The sequence below is a fragment of the Corynebacterium intestinale genome, assembly GCF_023574125.1.
Lineage (GTDB): Bacteria > Actinomycetota > Actinomycetes > Mycobacteriales > Mycobacteriaceae > Corynebacterium > Corynebacterium hesseae.
In genome coordinates this window covers 83,778-103,229 of record NZ_JAMKFF010000011.1, presented here as the reverse complement: position 1 = coordinate 103,229, position 19,452 = coordinate 83,778, and the positions used below count along the sequence as shown (strand labels likewise).

At 59.6% G+C, this 19,452-nt stretch carries 20 protein-coding genes and 1 tRNA gene; 8 read left to right on the top strand and 13 right to left on the bottom strand.

Annotation, left to right across the window (positions count from 1 at the left end; genetic code table 11):
- Both M5J06_RS11450 and M5J06_RS11445 read left to right on the top strand, forming a co-directional pair.
- A partial coding sequence (locus M5J06_RS11450; RefSeq protein ID WP_250224699.1) for a class I SAM-dependent methyltransferase occupies positions 1-565 on the top strand: 565 nt, incomplete at its 5' end.
- Positions 566-626: 61 nt separating this feature from the next.
- Positions 627-1,097 carry an RDD family protein gene (locus M5J06_RS11445; RefSeq protein ID WP_250224698.1) on the top strand — a complete coding sequence of 157 codons (471 nt, stop codon included), beginning with the start codon at positions 627-629 and terminating at the stop codon, positions 1,095-1,097.
- 4 nt (positions 1,098-1,101) lie between these two features.
- Here M5J06_RS11445 and polA read toward each other — a convergent pair whose 3' ends face one another.
- Positions 1,102-3,753, bottom strand: a complete 2,652-nt coding sequence (polA, locus tag M5J06_RS11440) for a DNA polymerase I (protein ID WP_250224704.1) — start codon at positions 3,751-3,753, stop codon at positions 1,102-1,104.
- Between the two features lie 91 nt (positions 3,754-3,844).
- On the opposite strand from polA, the gene M5J06_RS11435 reads away from it, so the two are divergent.
- The 6 genes from M5J06_RS11435 (at position 3,845) to M5J06_RS11410 (ending at position 7,808) form a co-directional block, all read left to right on the top strand.
- Positions 3,845-3,918, top strand: a tRNA-Leu gene (locus M5J06_RS11435).
- Between the two features lie 67 nt (positions 3,919-3,985).
- Positions 3,986-4,261, top strand: coding sequence for a hypothetical protein (locus tag M5J06_RS11430; protein ID WP_250224697.1), 276 nt, complete (start codon positions 3,986-3,988; stop codon positions 4,259-4,261).
- A gap of 136 nt (positions 4,262-4,397) precedes the next feature.
- Entirely contained in the window at positions 4,398-5,213 is an 816-nt protein-coding gene (locus M5J06_RS11425; protein WP_070596731.1) for a DUF368 domain-containing protein, read from the top strand.
- 3 nt (positions 5,214-5,216) lie between these two features.
- Positions 5,217-6,098 (top strand): ABC transporter substrate-binding protein, encoded by an 882-nt coding sequence (locus tag M5J06_RS11420; protein ID WP_070686307.1) that lies wholly within the window; start codon positions 5,217-5,219, stop codon positions 6,096-6,098.
- The gene (locus tag M5J06_RS11415; RefSeq protein WP_250224696.1) at positions 6,091-7,044 is read left to right on the top strand and encodes an amino acid ABC transporter permease; all 954 of its coding nucleotides are present in this window, start codon (positions 6,091-6,093) and stop codon (positions 7,042-7,044) included. The genes M5J06_RS11420 and M5J06_RS11415 overlap by 8 nt, the downstream gene beginning before the upstream one ends.
- Positions 7,044-7,808 carry an amino acid ABC transporter ATP-binding protein gene (locus M5J06_RS11410; RefSeq protein WP_070522216.1) on the top strand — a complete coding sequence of 255 codons (765 nt, stop codon included), beginning with the start codon at positions 7,044-7,046 and terminating at the stop codon, positions 7,806-7,808. Before M5J06_RS11415 ends, M5J06_RS11410 begins: the two co-directional genes overlap by 1 nt.
- A 180-nt stretch (positions 7,809-7,988) precedes the next feature.
- On the opposite strand, the gene nusB is transcribed toward M5J06_RS11410, so the two are convergent.
- The 12 genes from nusB to alaS form a co-directional block, all read right to left on the bottom strand.
- The gene (nusB, locus tag M5J06_RS11405) at positions 7,989-8,519 is read right to left on the bottom strand and encodes a transcription antitermination factor NusB (protein ID WP_070529882.1); all 531 of its coding nucleotides are present in this window, start codon (positions 8,517-8,519) and stop codon (positions 7,989-7,991) included.
- Position 8,520: 1 nt separating this feature from the next.
- On the bottom strand, positions 8,521-9,084 hold the full coding sequence (efp, locus tag M5J06_RS11400; RefSeq protein WP_070522210.1) for an elongation factor P: 564 nt from the start codon (positions 9,082-9,084) through the stop codon (positions 8,521-8,523).
- Positions 9,085-9,178: 94 nt separating this feature from the next.
- Positions 9,179-10,270: an aminopeptidase P family protein gene (locus M5J06_RS11395; RefSeq protein WP_250224695.1), complete on the bottom strand. Its 1,092-nt coding sequence runs from the start codon at positions 10,268-10,270 to the stop codon at positions 9,179-9,181.
- A 42-nt stretch (positions 10,271-10,312) separates the two neighbouring features.
- On the bottom strand, positions 10,313-10,738 hold the full coding sequence (aroQ, locus tag M5J06_RS11390) for a type II 3-dehydroquinate dehydratase (RefSeq protein WP_070529866.1): 426 nt from the start codon (positions 10,736-10,738) through the stop codon (positions 10,313-10,315).
- 18 nt (positions 10,739-10,756) lie between these two features.
- Complete coding sequence (aroB, locus tag M5J06_RS11385) at positions 10,757-11,827, bottom strand: 3-dehydroquinate synthase (RefSeq protein WP_239249026.1); 1,071 nt, start codon at positions 11,825-11,827, stop codon at positions 10,757-10,759.
- A gap of 75 nt (positions 11,828-11,902) precedes the next feature.
- The gene (locus M5J06_RS11380; protein WP_070522199.1) at positions 11,903-12,412 is read right to left on the bottom strand and encodes a shikimate kinase; all 510 of its coding nucleotides are present in this window, start codon (positions 12,410-12,412) and stop codon (positions 11,903-11,905) included.
- Positions 12,409-13,620: a chorismate synthase gene (gene aroC / locus M5J06_RS11375; protein WP_144675069.1), complete on the bottom strand. Its 1,212-nt coding sequence runs from the start codon at positions 13,618-13,620 to the stop codon at positions 12,409-12,411. Before aroC ends, M5J06_RS11380 begins: the two co-directional genes overlap by 4 nt.
- 51 nt (positions 13,621-13,671) lie before the next feature.
- Positions 13,672-14,064 carry a prepilin peptidase gene (locus tag M5J06_RS11370; protein ID WP_070522192.1) on the bottom strand — a complete coding sequence of 131 codons (393 nt, stop codon included), beginning with the start codon at positions 14,062-14,064 and terminating at the stop codon, positions 13,672-13,674.
- Between the two features lie 56 nt (positions 14,065-14,120).
- Positions 14,121-14,927, bottom strand: a complete 807-nt coding sequence (locus M5J06_RS11365; RefSeq protein WP_144675363.1) for a shikimate dehydrogenase — start codon at positions 14,925-14,927, stop codon at positions 14,121-14,123.
- A gap of 4 nt (positions 14,928-14,931) precedes the next feature.
- A complete protein-coding gene (mltG, locus tag M5J06_RS11360; RefSeq protein ID WP_250224703.1) occupies positions 14,932-16,122 on the bottom strand; it encodes an endolytic transglycosylase MltG in 1,191 nt (396 codons plus the stop codon).
- 22 nt (positions 16,123-16,144) lie between these two features.
- Positions 16,145-16,693 carry a Holliday junction resolvase RuvX gene (gene ruvX / locus M5J06_RS11355; RefSeq protein ID WP_070529855.1) on the bottom strand — a complete coding sequence of 183 codons (549 nt, stop codon included), beginning with the start codon at positions 16,691-16,693 and terminating at the stop codon, positions 16,145-16,147.
- Positions 16,694-16,751: 58 nt separating this feature from the next.
- Positions 16,752-19,439 carry an alanine--tRNA ligase gene (alaS, locus tag M5J06_RS11350; protein ID WP_250224694.1) on the bottom strand — a complete coding sequence of 896 codons (2,688 nt, stop codon included), beginning with the start codon at positions 19,437-19,439 and terminating at the stop codon, positions 16,752-16,754.
- Positions 19,440-19,452: the final 13 nt, after the last annotated feature.

Sequence of the window (19,452 nt, the reverse complement as noted above, 5' to 3'; positions counted from 1 at the left end):
TGTCCAAAAACACCAAAGACTCCCTGCCCAAAAAGCAGGGAGACTCCACGTCCAAAAAGTCATTGGACTCCTAGCCCAAAAAGTTACTGGACTCCGTGTCCAAAAAGCCCATGGACATAACACTGATGCCCTAGCGCTTCCCTATCGAGACGAATCCTTTGACGTCGTCTTCTCCGCCTTCGGCGCCTTGCCCTTCGTAGCAGACCTGGACGCGGCGCTGCGCGAGGTCCACCGTGTCCTGCGTCCACGTGGACGCTTCGTCTTTTCTGTGACGCACCCAATGCGCTGGGTCTTCCCCGACGATCCCCAGAACCTCACAGCAGAGCTGTCCTATTTTGAGCGCGCCTACCTCGAGCAGGATGCCAACGGTGAGCTTAGCTATGCCGAGTTTCACCGCACGATGGGTGATTGGGTGCGAGCACTACAGGTTCGCGGTTCCTTCGAGATTTGCAACCTCATCGAACCCGAGTGGCCAGAGGGCCTCGACATCACGTGGGGCCAGTGGTCTCCAGAACGAGGTGAAATTTTCCCTGGCACCGCCATCTTCGTGTGCGAAGCACGATAGCCCGGACGCCTGCCCACCCTGGTGCGGAGTGTGCCGCCCGCAGCGAACTAAGCTGGCAGCCATGCTTTTAGAACGCCTCGGGGTTTTCCTACGCCGCACGGTGGCCTGGTGGATTGACGCCTTCCTCGCCGCCGCTGTCATCGTGGTAGTCAAATGGGCAATCAACCTCAGCACCGACGGAGTATTGAACGGCAGAGCAGGAGCTATCTACGACATCATCGCGCTCGCCCTCGTCTTCTACGTCTACCGGGTGTGGGCGGAGTCAATTAAGCACACTTCTCTGGGCAAGTGGTCACTGAAGCTAGAAGTCATCGCTGAGCATCCCGGAATCGCCAGCGCAGCAATTCGCAACAGCTGGCTACTCCTTACTCTTGTTGCACTGACAGGGCTCCCCTATGTTGAGGCAACCATCTTGGCCATCCTTGGCCTCAGCGTCCTTGTGCTGGGCCAAACCCCCTTCGACCTACTCGCCGGGTGTTTAGTCGAGCGCCGCACGCCCACCGAGGACGAGCGCGCGGTGGGCTTGACCTAAGCCCCTAGTGCGCTGCGGCATCCCAGTTCTTGCCCACGCCAACGGACACCTCGAGTGGCACAGTCAACTCGATAGCCTTGTCCATTTCGCGCTCAAGGATGCGCTGCACGTCTTCTGCCTCCCCGGGAGCCACCTCCACGACAAGCTCATCGTGAACCTGAAGCAGCACGCGCGAGGCCATGCCTTCAAGGGCCTTATCCACGCGGATCATGGCAACCTTGATGATGTCCGCAGCAGTTCCCTGGATGGGCGCGTTCAAGGCAGCGCGCTCAGCGTTCTCACGGGCCACGCGGTTATCGGAGTTTAGCTCCGGCAGGTAGCGGCGGCGCCCAAAGACCGTGGAGGTATAACCATCCTTTCGGGCCTGCACCACCACCTCGTCGAGGTAGCGCTTCACGCCGCCGAAACGCTCAAAGTAGCTCTCCATAATCTCCTTAGCCTCGCGCGCCGGGATACCCAGCTGCTGCGATAGGCCAAAAGCGGAAAGTCCATAGACCAAGCCATAGGACATAGCCTTGACTCGGCGGCGCAGCTCCGAGGTGACCTCATCCACCGGTACATCGAAAACCTTGGAGCCAACGTAGTTGTGCAGGTCTTCGCCCTCACGATAGGCCTCAATAAGCCCGGGGTCTGCGGAGAGATGCGCCATGACGCGCATCTCAATCTGGGAGTAGTCGGCCGTAATCAAGGTCTCAAAGCCTTCGCCGACCACAAAAGCAGATCGGATCTGGCGTCCTGCCTCAGTACGCACCGGAATATTCTGCAGGTTCGGTTCCGTCGAGGACAGGCGGCCCGTCGATGCCACCGTTTGGTTAAACGTGGTGTGGATGCGGCCATCCGGCTGAATGGTCTTAATGAGACCTTCCAGCGTTGTCTTCATCTTCTGATACTCGCGGTGGGCCAGCAGGTGATCCAAGAAGGGGTGCGGATGCGTTGCAGCAAGCTGCTCAATTTCCTTAGCCGCGGTGGAATAGCCGGTCTTGGTCTTCTTCGTCTTCGGCATGTCAAAGGTATCGAAGAGCACCGACTGCAGCTGCTTCGGGGAATTCAGGTTGAGAGAATCATCACCGGCCAGCTCGCGGGCGGCGCGTTCCTGTTCATTGACCTGCTCAATGAAGGCATCACGCTGAGTTTCTAAGACATCCCTGTCGACCGCAATACCGGCGGCCTCCATGCGGGCAAGGATGCTGACCAGCGGCAACTCCAGGTCGGCATAGAGCTCGAAGGAGTCAATCTCCTGGAGTTGACGCGTTAGTTCTGCCGCTAATTCCATAATGGCAGCGGCCTGATCCACCAGAGGGTTCTCATCAAGGATGGAGAGCTGCTCCGTGGCCGCTCCAAGGGACTTCTGTAGGTGGCGCTGGTACACGTCCGTCAACGCATACGTGCGCTGCCCCGGACGCAAGAGGTAGGCGGCAAGGGCGGTGTCGTGGGCAATTCCGCACAGTTCAATCCCCCGGCCGGCCAGCATGTGCCAGACGGCCTTCGCCTCGTGTAGGTATTTCGGCGCGTCTGATGACAGCCACGCGGCCAGCGCGGCGTCATCCTTAGCATCGAGATCTGCCAACTCAATCTGGCGGCCCTCAAAGGAGGAATCGACCAGTGCCAGTGCCGCAGCATCACCCGCGCCCGGGGTCCCATCACCTTGTACGAAGACTGCTACGTCTTCCTTACCCTCGAGCCACTCAGCCAGCGGTGTGTCCACCACGGTAACCGTGACGTCCGGGGCTTCCTCAGCCGCAGCAGCTTCCGCGGCGGCGTCGTGCGGGACGGCGTTGAGGACCCGCTCGCGCAGGTTGGTGCCGAATTCCAGCTCGTCGAAGCGAGCCGCGACCTCGCTAGCGACCGCTCCCTTAAACTCCAGATCCGCAGGGCCCACCTCCAGGTCCATATCCGTCACCATTTGAGTGAGCTGTCGGTTGAGCTTGACCTGTTCGATGCGGTCGCGGAAGTTCTGGCCCGCCACTCCCTTGATCTCCTCGGCATGCTCGATAAGGCTATCGAGGGAGCCATACTGGGTAATCCATTTCGTGGCGGTCTTCTCCCCCACCTTTGGCACGGAGGGCAAGTTATCGGAGGGGTCACCACGCAGGGCCGCGAAGTCTGGGTACTGCTGCGGGCTCAGACCGTACTTCTCCTCCACTGCCTCTGGAGTAAAGCGATGCAGCTTGGACACCCCGCGCATGGGATAGAGGACGGTCGTGGAGTCGTCGACAAGCTGCAAATAGTCGCGGTCACCGGTGACCAGGAAGGTCTCATAGTCCGCGCCCGCCTGCGTGGACAACGTAGCCACGATGTCATCGGCCTCGAAGTTCTCGCGCGACAGCGTAGTGATTCCCAGCGTCTCCAAAACCTCACGGATGAGCTCAACCTGCCCCCGGAACTCTTCCGGGGCGGCTTCGCGCTGTGCCTTGTAGTCGGGGAACATCTCCGTGCGGAAGGTCTTGCGGCCCACGTCGAAGGCTACCGCGACGAAGTCCGGCTTCTCCTCCGCCAAGATATTCGCCAGCATGGAAAGGAATCCGTAGACCGCATTCGTATGCTGCCCGCCCGAGGTAGAAAAGTTCTCCGCGGGCAGTGCATAAAATGCGCGGAAGGCCATGGAGTGGCCGTCGATGAGCAAGAGTCGGGGCTGAGAAGTAGTCACCCGGCCCATCCTAACGTGTTGCGCCAATCAGCACCGACGCTGCCCTTAGGCAGGCAATTAGGTTCCCATTGGTCAGCTGCGCTAGTATCGTTGCTTGTGCGCCCCTGTAGCCCAATTGGCAGAGGCAACGGATTCAAAACCCGTGTAGTGTGAGTTCGAGTCTCACCAGGGGCACAATTCCACCCCGCAACAGAGAATGTTGTGGGGTATTAGTGTTTTCAACCGAAAGGAACCCGTCATCATGCGTCGCACGATCATTGCCTTGAGCACCGCAGCCGCCCTTACTCTGGGCGGTACCACTGTTGCTACCGCTGCGGAATCCAGCACCGACAAGGAAGTTTCTTCCAAGGTGGAAGGCTCCTCTTATTACCAGGAGCTGCGCAAGTCCGCAGCCTCCTCCGATGACCCGCAGTTGAATACCTTCTGCACCGTGCTTCTCGACGGTCTCGTAGGACTCGCCGCCTTCGCCATCTTGGGCTCAATCTATGGCGAAGTAGCAAAGCGCTTGCCGATGTAGTCAACGTATAACCTTCTATGGTCTGAATAGTTTGCATAAGCACGTCGCACAATGAGAGAATAAGGAGTCATCTGCTCATTCCTCTCCCTCGGCACGGCATCCCCACCGAGGAGACTGTCAACGTTACTTTCGGTTTATGCACTATATTCTTAACGCCATTCGCGGCGCCCTCATTGGCATGGCCGAGCTGGTCCCCGGAATTTCCGGAGGCACCGTCGCGCTCATCGTAGGCATCTATGAACGCGCTTTGCACAACGCCAATGATCTCATTTCCGGCCGTTTCAAAAAGGTTGAATGGGGCTTCCTCGTCTCAGTCGCCGCCGGCATGTTCCTTGCCGTCTTCGGTTTTTCCACGTTGCTCCACAACTTTGTGGAAGGGCAAGTGTCCTTGTCCCGCGCATTGTTCCTCGGCATGGTCGCCGTGTCCATCATCGTTCCAATTAGCATGATGTCGCGGTTTACCCCCGCGTCCATCGCTGCATTCATCATCGCCACCGTCGCGATCTTCTTTGTTACCGGCTTTACTTCAACTCCTGTCGAAGACCCCAGCCTGATTGTGGTGTTCTTGGCGGCCATGGTGGCCGTCTGCGCGCTCGTTCTCCCAGGCGTTTCGGGCTCACTCATCTTGCTGACAATGGGCCTCTACCAGCCGGTCATCGGCGCGGTCTCTGACCGGAACATGACCGTCGTGGGCGTCTTCGCCCTCGGCGCGGTGTGCGGCCTTGCCGCGTTCGTCAAGGTATTGAATTACCTACTCGATACCCACCGCGATCCGACCCTCGCCGCCATGGCCGGCTTTATGCTGGGCTCACTTCGCGCATTGTGGCCGTGGGGCGCGGACCAGGATGCTTCAACACCGCTTATCCTGCTCATGTTCGCGCTCGGCGGCATTATCGTCGCCATTTTCATCGTCGTGGATAGGCGCAAAGCCGCAAGTTATCAAGAGAGTTAAAGCATGAATAAGAAGAAGGCCGTCGTGGGCGCCGTCGGAGCGCTGGCCTCTGTTGCCCTCTCCGGTTGCGTCACCAACGAGGAGCCGGCGCTGCCAGAAGGCTGGTCAGAGCCTAACGTGGACGAAGTACCCGAGATCGCCGCGATGTACCAGGACGCAGATGGGGTCCTCACCGTAGGCACAAACCCACCGTTTGCGCCTTTCGAGTTCAAGGATTCCGATGGTTCACTCATCGGTCTTGAAATGGACTTAGCCAATGCAGTCGCTCAAGTGATGGGCCTCAAATTCCAGCCGGTGGAGCAGGACTTTTCCATGATTTTGCCGGCAGTCCAGTCCGGGCAGATCGATCTCGGTGGGTCTGGGTTTACCGATACTGACGAGCGCCGTGAGAACTTCGATTTCGTCGATATCCTCTACGCCGGCATTCAGTGGGCGGAGCTCACCGACGGCCCCAACAAGGTTGATCCATCGAATCCCTGTGGTCTCACCGTCGCGGTGCAGCGCACCACCGTGTCCGAGACGGACGACTTACGTCCGAAGCAAGAAGCCTGCGATGGGGACCTGACCATCCTCCCCTATGACACGAGTGACAACGCCGCCCTCGCGGTACTCATGGGCCGCGCGGACGCGCTTTCGGCGGACTCACCAGTCTCTGCGTGGGCGGTCAACCGCTCGGACGGGCGTATGTCCATGGTCGGCGAAATGTTTGACGCCGCTCCCTATGGGTTTGCCGTACCTAAGGACTCCGAACTCGGACCTGCCGTGGCAGCCGCGCTCCAGCACCTTATTGACACCGGGGCCTACGCAGAAATCCTCGAAAAATGGGGCGTTACCGAGGGGCTCGTCGAACACGCAATGATTAATGAAAGGCCGATCAATGACTAATTCCTCTCTCCCGGCAACATCGGATTCTGCGGCTTCGGCTACCCCACCAAAGATCGAAGCCCGGCCACTTCGCCACCCGTGGCGATGGGTCTTCGCCGCCCTCCTCGTTCTCCTTGCTGTGTGGTTCATCATCTCTTCGGCGCGCAACGAGGCCTTCGGGTGGGGCACTTACTTCCAATACCTCTTCGACACTCGCATCGCCACCGCCGCGCTGCACACCATCGCGATTACGATTCTGGCGATGATCATTGGCGTCGTGGGCGGCGCCGCTCTCGCTGTGATGCGTATGTCCCCCAACCCCGTGCTCGGGGGTGTGTCCTGGCTCTTCCTGTGGCTGTTCCGAGGAACCCCGATCTACGTGCAGCTCGTCTTCTGGGGCCTGCTATCCGCTCTCTACCAATCCATCAACCTCGGGTTTACGGAGATTTCTCTCACGGAGGTACTCACCAATGCATTCCTGCTCTCCGTGCTCGGTTTGGGCCTGAACGAAGCCGCCTACATGGCGGAAATCGTCCGCTCCGGCATCTCCTCAGTTCCCGAGGGCCAGAAGGAAGCCAGCAAGGCCCTGGGGATGGGCTGGTGGATGACCATGCGCCGCACGGTTCTCCCGCAGGCCATGCGCATCATCATTCCGCCGACAGGTAATGAGTTCATTTCTTTGCTGAAGACGTCTTCCCTTGTGGTGGCAATTCCCTACACCGCAGAGATTTTCGGCCGCGCCACGGATATTTCCGCCGCACTTTTCGAGCCCATCCCGCTACTCATGGTGGCGGCGACGTGGTACCTGGCCATCACCTCGCTTCTTATGGTGGGCCAGTACTTCTTGGAGCGCCGCTTCGAACGTGGCGCCACCCGCGAGCTCACCGGTCGCCAGCTGGCTGCGCTGGCGGATGCTGAAGGAACCATTCCCCGCAACGTGTCTGTCATCCCGGAGGTAAAGAACTAATGACCACCCCAATGATCTCTGCACAGAATGTGTATAAATCCTTCGGTCAGCTCGAGGTTCTCAAGGGCATCGATCTCACCGTCATGCCCGGCGAGGTCACTTGCCTACTGGGCCCCTCCGGTTCCGGAAAATCAACCTTCCTTCGCTGCTGCAATCACCTAGAGAAGGTCACGGCCGGCCGCCTCTACGTCGACGGCGAGCTCATCGGATTCCGTGAACGCAACGGCGTGCTCTATGAAATCTCCGAAAAGGAAGCCGCCGCTCAGCGCCAAGACATCGGCATGGTGTTCCAACAGTTCAATCTGTTCAGCCACCGCACAGTCCTGGAGAACATCATCGAGGCCCCCGTCCAAGTGAAGAAGCAGAATCCAGAGCAAGCAAAGAAGAAAGCGATGGAACTGCTGGAAAAGGTGGGCCTCGCGCACAAGGCAGATGCGTACCCGGTGCAGCTTTCCGGTGGTCAGCAGCAGCGCGTCGCTATTGCCCGCTCTGTGGCCATGGATCCAAAGCTGATGCTTTTCGACGAACCCACCTCCGCCCTCGACCCCGAGCTGGTCGGCGAGGTCCTCCGCGTTATGAAGGAGCTTGCCGCCGATGGCATGACCATGCTCGTCGTTACTCACGAAATGGGCTTTGCACGTGAAGTCGCCGACAACATCGTCTTCATGGACGGCGGCAGCGTCATTGAAACCGGAACCCCCGAGCAAGTCTTGGACAATCCGCAGCACCAGCGCACGAAGGATTTCCTCTCTTCGCTGCTCTAGCACGCAGCATCACTACCGCAAATGCCCTAGTTGCCAACACCTTTGCTCCGCCCGCAGGGCAGGTTCAGGATCATTGGCAGCTAGGGCAATTTTCTATTTGAACTCGGCTAAGACAAAACTCCGGCCAATCCGCGAAGGATTATTGGCCGGAGTTTAGGACTTCCGCGAAAGGCACAGACGCTACTCGGAGTCGCCTTCGTCTTCCGCAGTCTCAGCGGGTTCTTCAGATTCCTCGGCAGATGCCGAGTCCATTGGGCTATCCGCAGACTGGGCCTGGATAACGTCATCCAACACAGCGTGGATATAAGGTGCTGCCTTGTCATTGGAGTATTCCGAGGCAAGCTCGACACCTTCGACGAGCGCGGTAGCGTTAGGCACATCCGCGTTAAAGAGGATTTCCCATACCGCTACGCGCATGATCGCGCGATCGACAGCCGGGATGCGCTCGAGCGACCACTCGCTGGAGAGGTAGCGGGCGATCGCATCATCGATGTCATCCAGTTCTTCGGCAGCTCCGCTGACGATTTCGCGGGTGTAGTCCGCGACCGGCGCCACGCCGTTTTCAGGGTCGCGGGCCAGCTCTACGCGGTCCTCAACGATGGCTACCGGATCGACATCGCGCGATTCAGCTTCGAAAAGAATATCCGCGGCGCGGCGACGTGCTCGGTAGCGCGCCGTGTGGCGCTTATAGTTTGGCTCTGGTTGGGTCATCTTAGTTGTTGACGCGAGAGAGGTACTCGCCGGTACGGGTATCAATCTTGAGAACATTTCCGATCTCAATGAACAGCGGAACCTGAATCTCGGCACCGGTCTCGAGCGTTGCCGGCTTGGTGCCACCATTGGAGCGGTCACCCTGCAGGCCCGGTTCGGTGTGCTCCACCTTCAGGTCAACGGAGATCGGCAGCTCGCCGAACAAAGCCTCACCGTCATGGAAGGACACCTGAACGCGCATGTTCTCCAGCAGGAACTTGCCAGCGTCGCCGAACTTATCAAACGGCAGCTCGAACTGCTCAAAAGTCTTATCATCCATGACCACGTAGTTCTGGCCATCGTTGTACAGGTAGGTCATGTCGCGGCGGTCGACGTTTGCGGTCTCCACCTTGACACCAGCGTTAAAGGTCTTGTCGGTCACCTTGCCAGAGACCACGTCCTTGAGCTTGGTGCGCACGAATGCCGGGCCCTTGCCGGGCTTGACGTGCTGGAACTCAACAATCTGCTGCAGCTTGTTGTCGATCTTCAGAACGAGGCCGTTCTTGAAATCAGTGGTATCTGCCATGAAATGACTCTCCCAAATAACTTGTAGTCGAAACTATGAAAACAGTGTCTAAGCATACCGTACGCGCATCAAGTACGGCGCCAAGGGGTGCTAGCTAAAGCACCTGAAGGTCCTTCGGGTAAGCCGTGATGATCTTCGGGGCACCTGAAGTGATAATGAGGCTGTCCTCGATGCGCACTCCTCCCTTGCCTGGGACGTAGATGCCGGGCTCAATGGTCAGGGTCATGCCCTCAGCCAACGTACCCTTTCCGGTTGTGGCCGCATAAGGCCCTTCATGCACGTCGAGACCAATGCCGTGGCCAGTAGAGTGAACGAAGTAGTCACCATAGCCAGCATCGGCAATAATGTCGCGGCAGGCCGCGTCGACGTCGACAAGCTTGGCACCTGGCACCGCTGCCTTGACACCCGCTTCCTGGGCGCGCAGGACAACGTCATAGATTTCGCGGGCGAAATCAGAAACCTCACCGATGACGAAGGTACGGGTGCAGTCTGAGTTAAAGCCGCGGAGGTGAGCGCCGAAGTCAATCGTTACCAAATCGCCCTTGCACAGTTCGCGGTCATCCGCACCATGGTGGGGCTTTGCAGAATTCTCGCCGGAGGCCACGATGGTGTCGAAGCTCACGCGTTCCGAGCCAAGCATGCGCATCCGGTATTCAAGGTCGGCAGCTACCTGGCGCTCCGTGCGTCCGGCGGCTACTTCCCCGGCCTCGACGAGGTCGGTCAGCGCCTGGTTTGCCAAAGCTGCGATTTCTTCGAGTTTTTGAAGCTCGACATTGTCTTTGACGAGGCGAATCTTCTCTACTACGCCGGTGACAGGCACCAGAGTAACGCCCTCCGGTTTTGCTTTCTCCAGCCGCTCAAGTTGTGAAACGGTGACATAGTCGGCTTCATAGCCAACGCGAAGGTCCTCAGAAACCTGCCCCAGCAGGTGCGGGCCCACATCGCGACCGAGGCTGGCTTCGATATCCGGGACCTCTTCAGCAATTTGTGTGGTGTAGCGGCCGTCCGTAGCCATGAGCGCGGAGAGGTCCTTGCGCAACAGTAGACCACCATTCGAACCGGAGAAGCCGGTGAGATAACGCGCGTGCGTCAAATGGGTGACGATGATCGCGTCGACGCGCTGACCAGATAGCTCGGTCATGAGCTTGCGGCGGCGGTTGCTATAACGAGTATCGGCTAATGCCATGTGAGAACCACTCCATTCATTTCAAGCGATACTCCATGATAGCTAATTTGCGAGGAAGTACCCCAGTGCCGCGACATATCCATAAGAGCCAAGCCCAGCAATGACACCGCGTGCGATCGGGCTCAGATAGGAGTGCTGACGGAATGCTTCCCGCGCGTGCACATTAGATAGGTGTACCTCAACAAAACCTGCACCATCGGCTACTTCCGCTAGGGCATCGCGCAGTGCCACCGACGTATGCGTAAACCCACCCGGATTGATGATGACGGGCCAGCCTTCGTCGGCGGCGCGATGCACCTGCTCGATGAGCTCGCCCTCGTGGTTGGACTGGAAGAAGACGATCTCTTCCTCCCCCGCCGCTGCGCGGACGCGACGCTCGATGTCCTCTAGGGTTTCGCTGCCATAGATTTCTGGTTGGCGCTTGCCCAGACGGTTGAGGTTCGGGCCGTTGAGAACGAGAATGGTCATGGCAAACTCCTTAAGCTTTTATGAGGCGAGCTGCGCATAGGCTGCGCGCAGCTCGTCGACGGTAGCATCTTCCAAGCGCGTGGTTTCCCCGATTCCCGTGAGGGCCACAAAACGGATGTGGCCACCGCGGTTCTTCTTGTCATGGCGCATGCCATCCAGCAGCTGTTCGAAATGGCCCTGCTCATAGGTTGTGGGCAACCCAATTCGGGTGAGAATGTCGCGGTGGGTGACTACCAGGTTGGCGTCGATAAGCCCGCGTGCGTGGGACAAGTAGGCGATGAACATCATGCCCACTGCTACCGCGCGGCCGTGGCGCCAGGTGTAGTTTTCGCGGCGCTCTACGGCGTGGCCGAAGGTGTGGCCGTAATTGAGGGTTTCGCGCAGCCCCGATTCCTTTAAGTCCTGGCCCACCACGTGCGCCTTGACCGCGATGGAACGCTGGATGAGCTCGGGCAGCAGGCCGTCGGGGTCCAAGCAAGCGGCAGGATCCGCAAGGTAATGCTCGATGATGCGCGGATCATGGATGAAGCCAGTTTTGATGATCTCCGCAGAACCGGCGACGATTTCGTCGGCAGGTAGGGTGCGCAGGTGGTCCAGATCGACAAAGACTGAGTCCGGCTCGTGGAAAGCCCCAACAAGGTTCTTGCCTGCGGCAGTGTTAATACCTGTCTTTCCACCAACGGCCGCGTCCACCATCGCGAGCAGTGTGGTCGGGGCCTGAATTACTGGGATACCACGCATCCACGTCGCTGCGGCAAAGCCTGCCAAGTCGGTCACGGCCCCGCCGCCGAGACCAATAACGGCGTCACGGCGGCTGAAACCAGCCTCCCCTAAGGTATCCCAAAGCCGGGCAAGTACATCGAGCTGCTTAGCTGCCTCTGCATCAGGTACCTCGACCAGAGTTGCCTCTATTCCCTGTGCACGGGCTTGCTCGGCGAGGTCACCGGCAGCCTGCGCGAGCGGCGGCTGGTGAATGACCGCCACCTTAGCCGCTCCAATGTCCGCCACGCGCCCAATCACTTCTGTGCTCAGACCAGTGCCAATTGTGACCTCATAAGGTGAAGGTCCTTTAACCGGAATAGTGTGCATGAGTAGTGCTCCTTTGGCTGGGCTAGCGGTGATTGTGCGGCTTCATCATGAGGTTAAAGCAAAACAGCCGGCGATTTAGAGGGTTTCAAGGAAACTCAGAATATCGCCCACTACCTGTTGCGGGGAGCGCACACCAGTGCGCACCTTCAAATCAGCTACCTCCGAGTAAAGGGGGCGGCGCGCCTCCAAAAGCTGGGTATAGTGCGCCAATGGATCTGCAGATTCCAACACGGGGCGGTTCGCATCACCCAACGTGCGGCTTACGCCTTCTTCCGGCGTGACATCGAGGAATACGACGGTCAGGTTATCGAGCAAGGCACGTGTGGATTCGGTCAGCACTGCTCCGCCGCCGAGGCTCACGACCCCAGTGGTGGCCAGTGCCTCGCGCACCGCTTCTGCTTCTACCTCACGGAATGCCGGCTCACCCAGTTCAGAAAACACTTCACCGCAGGCCTTGCCGTAGCGGGCCTCGATCAGATCATCAGAATCAACAACGTCACAATTCAGCGCCCGCGACAAACGGCGGCCAATCGTAGTCTTTCCGGAACCGGGAGGCCCAACTAAGACAACGCGTGGGGAGCTCATGCTTCACCCCAATCCAAGCGGCTTGCCACATAGTCCTGGTAGGAGGCGATGTTCCGCTTAGTCTCAGCGAGGCTATCTCCACCAAACTTTTCCAACACGGCGCGCGCGAGGACCAACGCCACCATTGCTTCTGCAACAACACCAGCAGCAGGAACCGCACACACATCGGAGCGCTGATGGATGGCAGTCGCCGCTCCACCTGTGGCCATATCCACCGTCTTTAAGGCGCGCGGAACTGTGGAGATCGGCTTCATCGCCGCGCGCAAGCGCAGCGTCTGGCCGTTGGTCATTCCACCTTCTAGACCGCCAGCCCGGTTGGTTTCTCGATCCACGCCGCGATCGGTTCGGATCATCTCATCGTGGGCCTCGCTTCCGCGACGGCGGGCCTCAGCAAAACCATCACCGACTTCAACGCCCTTGATGGCCTGAATGCCCATCAAGGCAGCGGCGAGCTGTGCGTCGAGACGGTCCTCCCCTGACGTGTGCGAGCCCAAGCCAATTGGCAGGCCCTCCACGATGACCTCAACGATGCCGCCAAGGGTATCGCCCTGCTTCTTAGCGGTTTCAATTTCTGAGATCATAGATTCCTCTGCGGCCTTATCGCAGGCCCGAACCGGAGAAGCATCGATGGCCTCAATGTCCGCAAAGCTGGGCGACGGGCCTTCATAGGGCTCGGAGGCGCCAATCGAAATCACGTGGGAGAGCACTTCGATGCCCAAGGTTTCACGGAGGAAGTTGCGTGCGACGGTGGCTGCAGCCACGCGGGCGGCGGTCTCACGCGCGGAAGAGCGCTCCAGGATGGGGCGCGCCTCCGAGTGATCAAACTTCACCATGCCAGCAAAATCAGCGTGGCCGGGGCGCGGGCGGGTCAGCGGGGCGCCGCGACCGGAAGCCATAGCTTTAGCGGACTCCGGATCCTCCGGATCCAAGGCATCGGGCGACATGATGGTGGTCCACTTTGGCCACTCAGTGTTGCCGATCATGATGGCGATAGGACTGCCCAGGGTCAAGCCGTGGCGGATGCCGCTGAGCAGGGTGAGGTCATCAGCCTCAAACTTCATGCGCGCGCCACGCCCATAGCCAAGGCGGCGGCGAGAGAGCTGGAGAGCGATGTCGTCTTGGGAAACGGGAACCCCGGCCGGCATGTGCTCAATGAGTGCAATGAGCGCTTGACCGTGAGATTCACCTGCGGTAGTCCAACGAAGCATGCGGACTATTATCGCATGCCAGGGCTTCTTTCGTGGTCACTAGGCCAACTATCACACCGTGTTGGGGCTAAAAAACACGACGAGAGCCGCAGCAAACAGCATCCCGGGACCATGCGCAGGCGCCCTATCCCGCGTGATGATTCCCCACAACACGGTGCTGAGAGCCGCCCCCATCATCGCCAACGCAACCCCTGGTAGGCCCGCTGCGTGGGCGGTCACCATTCCCAGAGGCAGAGCTAGCTTGAGGTCGCCCCCGCCCACGCTTCCTGTACGGCTAAACCAGGCCACTAACACGTAGAGCCCTATCCAGAGCAGGCCCGCCAAACTGAACCAGCACAACGATAAAGCCGCGGCCGGCAGCGTCAGATAATTAGGCAAGCGCTTAAAACGCAGGTCATAAACAATTAAGGCGCACCCCCACGCCAAGAAAAGTACATCCCCCATAGCCCGCAGCCTACCGCGCGGTAAGACAAGGCGCACGCGGTGGTTTGGGGAACCGATCAGGATAGCTTGAGCGCCTTGTTTAATGCAGCCAGCATCTCTGCCCGTGGAGCGGTGTGCCCTGTAAACTGCTCGAACTGCGAATAGGCCTGGTTGGCCAGCATGACGTGCCCGCCGACTGTCGGGTAGCCGTCGGCAGCGGCATAAACGGTCAACGGAGTTGGCCACGGATCATAGATAACGTCAAATACCGGAGCTTTGGCCAGCTGCGTTAGGTGCTCTTCCACGGCGGCGGAGGGAACGGTGGAGACCACGAGATCTACCGAACGCGCAAGCCCCGCGAGATCATCGCTGAACGTTGCCGCGTGGAGGGTGAGGCCAAGGTCATCAGCCAGCGGGCGCAGCTCGGCGATGCGGTCGGAGCGATTGAGCACCGTAACGTCCTGCACACCGCGCTGGGCTAGGCCCCACAGGACAGGCCGTGCGGTTCCACCTGCTCCGATGAGCAGTGCCGTCGACGGTTGGGACCTTCCAAGCAGCTCGTCGAGCGCGCCCAGAACTCCCTCGGTATCCGTGTTATCCGCACGCCACCCTTCTTCGGTGCGCACCAGGGTATTCGCGGAGCCGATGAGCTCGGCGCGTTCGCTGACGATGTTCGCGCAGGCGAGTGCGTCGAACTTGAGCGGCATGGTGACCGAAAAGCCGCGGTACTCCTCCCCCGCATTGGCGAGGAAGGCAGCTAGGTCCGTCACCTCAATCTTGGTGTAGTCCCAATCCTCCAAATTCACAGCTTCATAGCCTGCGTTATGGAGGACCGGGGACAAGGAATGAGCGACAGGGCTGCCCAGAACTGCGGCGCGGGGCATCAGGTTACTGCTCCTCGGCCGGTGGCTCGTCGGCCGGTGGCTCGCCAGCGCCTTCGCGCTGGCTGTCAAGGATGCCGGAGCGAACAGCGTCATCGACGTTGGCGAGGTGCTCGTCGTAATTATCGGTAAACACCGTGGTGCCCTTGTCGTCGACGGTGACGAAGAAGAGCCAGTTTCCCTCCGCGGGGTTCTCCATGGCCCCGATGGCTTCCTCCGAAGGAGAAGCAATCGGTGAATCTGGGAGACCATCCTTCGCGTAGGTATTCCAAGGAGTCTCGCGGTGGCGATCCTCATCGGTAGTGGCCAGCTCAACATCCTCGAGGCCATAGTTGACCGTGGAGTCCAGCTCGAGGCGCATCGGCTCATCAAGGCGGTTGAGGATTACACGGGCGACCTTGTCGAACTCACCGGCCGGGGACTCGCGCTCCACCAGCGAAGCTGCAGTAAGAAGCTCGTAGGGCTTGAGGCCAACTGCCTGGGCGCGGTCAACGATATTGGTGTCGTTGTACTTCTTCGTCGAACGTGTGATGAGATCCGTCAGGATCTCCTTAGCGTCCATGTTCGGATCGAGGACGTACTGGCCCGGAGCGATAAGGCCCTCAATACGCTTGGGGTCCTCACCGCGGGCACGAATTTCCTCCAATGCCCACTCCGGCGCACCCAGCTCGGCAGGATCCACCGTGGCCGCGATCTTCTCCAGCTCCTCGGCGGATACGCATTCGCCCTCCTTGCAAGAGACCTGAGAAATCAGCGAGTAAATACCGTAGCGGACATCACCGCCGACCACATTAACGTCGAGAAGCGTAGCTCCGCCCTGCACGTCGAGGAGGTCAACCATGTTGCCCTCATCAAGCAGCGCTTCAACGGCAGACTTCGCGCTCATCTCCTCCTGAAGGCGGTAGAAACCAGGCTTGATTTGGCTCGCGCGCGGATTCGAGTTGGCTGCAGAAGAGAAAGCCTCGGGCGTCTTCACCACGTTCTTCTCCGCCAATTCAGGTGCCAGTTCGCTCATCGACGAGCCCTCCGGAACCTGAACAAGCTGGGTTACTCCATTGCCCTGCCCCTCATAGTCCAAGGTGCTGCCCCCTCCCAACAGGCGGAAACCAATGTAGCCAAGTCCACCGATGATCAGGACCAAGCTCGCAATGAGCACGGCCATGCCGCGCTGACGGCGCTTGACATATTGGGGTTCCATCGAGCGTCCGATGCGTGAAGGTTTACGGCTCACGTACTTCGTCTCCTACGTTTGAAGGGCTGTGGCCGTTCAACGCGAAATGGCGCGCATCCAGCCAGGATTGCAAAATTTCCACCGCGGCTGCTTGGTCAATCACCGAGCGACCTCGCTTCTCTGACACGCCAGAGGCCCGCAATGCGGAGGAGGCGACCACGGTAGTAAGGCGTTCATCCACCATACGCACGGGCGGAGGTTCTTTCATCCTGTCATCTTTTGCCAAGCGGCGGCGGATACGAAACGCGATTTCCTTGGCATGTTTAACACTTGATGAACCATTGCCCTTGAGATCACGCGGCAAACCAACGGCTACCTCAACCACGTCATACTCGTAAATCAGCTCAAGCAGGCGGTCGATATCACCCTTGTCGCGGTCTTTGAACCCGGTCTCACGCCGGACGGTTTCGACCGGCATGGCCAAGCGCGCGTCCCGGTCAGAGACCGCCACGCCGATGCGGACGGTACCGACGTCGAGGCCCAAACGGCGCCCCGGGCCGGGATCGTCCACGCCTGGTTTATCGGGCTCTACGGCCATCGTGCTCCTCCTGATTCTGCGAGTCAGCTACAACTGCACGCCAACTAGGGCGCGTTCGTTAGTGGGCTTCGAGCTCATCACGGACGGCGTCGAAGGCCTGCTGGAGACCTTCAGCGTTGGCGCCGGAGCCTTGAGCCATATCGGGCTTTCCGCCGCCCTTGCCGTCAACATAGCCAGAAATAACCTTGACCAAGTCACCAGCCTTGACGCCGCGCTCGACGGCAGGCTTAGTGGCGCCAACGATGAACGGGAGCTTGCCGCCCTCGTTCTCCGATGCCAGGACAACCACACCGGCGACATCACCGAGACGGTTCTTGATATCCGAGGCCAACGTGCGCAGATCACCGCCGTTTACTCCGTTAGGAAGTTTGACCGATACGAGGGTGAAGTCATTAACGGTGGTCGCACCAGAAATCATCTCCGCGGTCTGCGACATGAGCTGGGCCTTGTGCAGCTCCGCAATCTGCTTCTCAGCGGCCTTGAGCTTCTCCGTCAGCTGTGCGATGCGCTCCGGCAGGTCCTCAGTCTGCACCTTGAGCTCGCGGGAGACGCCCTCTACAAGGGCGGTCTCCTTGGAATAGAAGCGGAATGCATCCAGGCCCGAATAAGCCTCGATACGGCGCGCGCCCGACCCCACGGAGGATTCACCGAGGACAGAGACCGGGCCGATTTCTGCGGTGTTCTTCACGTGCGTACCACCGCAGAGCTCGATGGAGAACGGGCCACCCATCTCCACGACGCGGACCTCAGAACCGTAGTTCTCACCAAAGAGGGCCATCGCGCCCATCTCCTTGGCCTTCTCCAAAGACGTCTCGATGGTATTGACCGGGAAGTGCTGGTCCACCGCCTGGTTCGTCACCAAAGCGATCTCATCGAGCTGCTCCTGGGTGAGCTGGTCGGTGTAGTTGAAGTCAAAGCGCAGGTAGCCGGGTCGGTTCAAGGAACCAGCCTGGACTGCAGTCGGGCCTAGCACTTGGCGCAGGGCTGCGTGGATAAGGTGCGTCGCCGAGTGCGCCTGCACGGCGCCGTGGCGCCATTGTTCATCAACGGCAGCCGTCACGCCGTTGCCCAACTCAAGGCCTCCAGCGGTCACCGTAGCTTTGTGGACCCACAGCTTCTTGCCGATCTTCTGCACGTCGTTGACCTCAAGGAGGGTCTCGCCCGCGAAGATTCGACCATGGTCGGCGGTCTGGCCACCGGCTTCGGCATAGAGCGGCGACTGGTCCAGGATCACCTCGACGGCATCTCCTGCTTGCACCTCTGAAACCTTCTGACCATCGCGCACAAGACCGATGACCTTGGCCTCGGACTCCAGGGTCTCATAGCCCGTGAACAACGTCGGGTGGTTATCCACCCAATCGCGGTACAGAGACAAGTCTGCGTGACCATGCTTCTTAGCCTGATTATCGGCCTTGGCGCGGCGGCGCTGCTCGCCCATGGCGGCGTCGAAGCCTTCCATGTCTACGGTCAAACCGGCTTCCTGAGCCATCTCCAAGGTCAGGTCGATGGGGAAACCATAGGTATCGTGCAGCTCAAAAGCCTTCTCGCCGGAGAGGACCTTCGGGGTGGCCGCACGAGAGGTGCTCTTCAGTTCCTCCACGGCTTCGTCGAAAAGCTTGGTGCCTGACTCCAGCGTCTTCAGGAAGGCCTTCTCCTCCGCCACGGCAACGCGCAGGATACGCTCGCGGTTGTCGGCGATCTCCGGGTAGGACGGAGTCATGGTGTCCATGATGGTGTTCATGAAACGCTCCATGGTCTCCCCCTTCGCGCCAAGCAGCTTGGCGGAGCGGATGATGCGGCGCAGCAAGCGACGCAGAATGTAGCCGCGGCCCTCGTTGCCGGGGGTAACGCCGTCCAAAATGAGCATCATGCCGGTACGCGAGTGGTCCGCCACCACACGGAAACGGATCAGGTCTTCCTTCGGCGCATCCGGAACGTACTTCGCACCGGTAAGCTCCTCGGCTACGTCGATGACCGGGCGCAGCAGGTCCGTCTCGTAGACGTTGTCCACACCCTGCAGGATGCAGGCCACGCGCTCGATGCCCATGCCGGTATCGATGTTCTTCTTGGGCAGCTCGCCCACGATCTCGAAGTTGCCCTTGCCGATGCCTTCGCCACGCTCGTTCTGCATGAAGACCAAGTTCCAGATCTCCATGTAGCGGTTATCGTCCGCAATCGGACCGCCATCCTGGCCATATTCCGGCCCGCGGTCATAGTAGATCTCGGAGCACGGACCACACGGTCCGGGAATACCCATGGACCAGTAATTATCTTCCATGCCCAGGCGCTGGATACGCTCGGTAGGCACGCCGATCTTGTTGTGCCAAATATCGGCCGCCTCATCATCGTCAAGGTAGACCGTGACCCACAAACGCTCCGGGTCGAGGCCCAAACCGCCTTCATCGACGGAGGTGGTCAGCAGGTTCCAGGCGTGGGTAATTGCGCCTTCCTTAAAGTACTGGCCAAAGGAAAAATTACCCGCCATCTGGAAGAAGGTATTGTGACGGGTGGTGATGCCCACTTCCTCGATGTCCAAGGTGCGCACGCACTTCTGGATAGAGGTCGCCGTGCCGTTAGCAAAAGGCGGGTTCTGCTGGCCCAGGAAGTAGGGCTTGAAGGGAACCATGCCGGCGTTAACGAAGAGCAGGTTCGGGTCATCCAGGATCAGCGACGCGCTGGGGACGGCCTCGTGGCCGGCCTTGACGAAGTGCTGGGTAAAGCGTTCCCGGATCTCATGAGTCTTCACGAGCAAAATTCCT

What these genes read in the sequence shown, in the direction of transcription:
- aroC (WP_144675069.1), bottom strand. Translation starts at nt 13,620, where the DNA reads ATGCTTCGTTGGACTACCGCAGGTGAATCTCACGGTCAAGCGCTCATT.
- M5J06_RS11430 (WP_250224697.1), top strand. Translation starts at nt 3,986, where the DNA reads ATGCGTCGCACGATCATTGCCTTGAGCACCGCAGCCGCCCTTACTCTG.
- efp (WP_070522210.1), bottom strand. Translation starts at nt 9,084, where the DNA reads ATGGCAGATACCACTGATTTCAAGAACGGCCTCGTTCTGAAGATCGAC.
- M5J06_RS11445 (WP_250224698.1), top strand. Translation starts at nt 627, where the DNA reads ATGCTTTTAGAACGCCTCGGGGTTTTCCTACGCCGCACGGTGGCCTGG.
- M5J06_RS11365 (WP_144675363.1), bottom strand. Translation starts at nt 14,927, where the DNA reads ATGCCCCGCGCCGCAGTTCTGGGCAGCCCTGTCGCTCATTCCTTGTCC.
- aroB (WP_239249026.1), bottom strand. Translation starts at nt 11,827, where the DNA reads ATGCACACTATTCCGGTTAAAGGACCTTCACCTTATGAGGTCACAATT.
- mltG (WP_250224703.1), bottom strand. Translation starts at nt 16,122, where the DNA reads ATGGAACCCCAATATGTCAAGCGCCGTCAGCGCGGCATGGCCGTGCTC.
- polA (WP_250224704.1), bottom strand. Translation starts at nt 3,753, where the DNA reads ATGGGCCGGGTGACTACTTCTCAGCCCCGACTCTTGCTCATCGACGGC.
- M5J06_RS11420 (WP_070686307.1), top strand. Translation starts at nt 5,217, where the DNA reads ATGAATAAGAAGAAGGCCGTCGTGGGCGCCGTCGGAGCGCTGGCCTCT.
- ruvX (WP_070529855.1), bottom strand. Translation starts at nt 16,693, where the DNA reads ATGGCCGTAGAGCCCGATAAACCAGGCGTGGACGATCCCGGCCCGGGG.
- M5J06_RS11380 (WP_070522199.1), bottom strand. Translation starts at nt 12,412, where the DNA reads ATGAGCTCCCCACGCGTTGTCTTAGTTGGGCCTCCCGGTTCCGGAAAG.
- M5J06_RS11370 (WP_070522192.1), bottom strand. Translation starts at nt 14,064, where the DNA reads ATGGGGGATGTACTTTTCTTGGCGTGGGGGTGCGCCTTAATTGTTTAT.
- nusB (WP_070529882.1), bottom strand. Translation starts at nt 8,519, where the DNA reads ATGACCCAACCAGAGCCAAACTATAAGCGCCACACGGCGCGCTACCGA.
- M5J06_RS11415 (WP_250224696.1), top strand. Translation starts at nt 6,091, where the DNA reads ATGACTAATTCCTCTCTCCCGGCAACATCGGATTCTGCGGCTTCGGCT.
- M5J06_RS11410 (WP_070522216.1), top strand. Translation starts at nt 7,044, where the DNA reads ATGACCACCCCAATGATCTCTGCACAGAATGTGTATAAATCCTTCGGT.
- M5J06_RS11425 (WP_070596731.1), top strand. Translation starts at nt 4,398, where the DNA reads ATGCACTATATTCTTAACGCCATTCGCGGCGCCCTCATTGGCATGGCC.
- aroQ (WP_070529866.1), bottom strand. Translation starts at nt 10,738, where the DNA reads ATGACCATTCTCGTTCTCAACGGCCCGAACCTCAACCGTCTGGGCAAG.
- M5J06_RS11395 (WP_250224695.1), bottom strand. Translation starts at nt 10,270, where the DNA reads ATGGCATTAGCCGATACTCGTTATAGCAACCGCCGCCGCAAGCTCATG.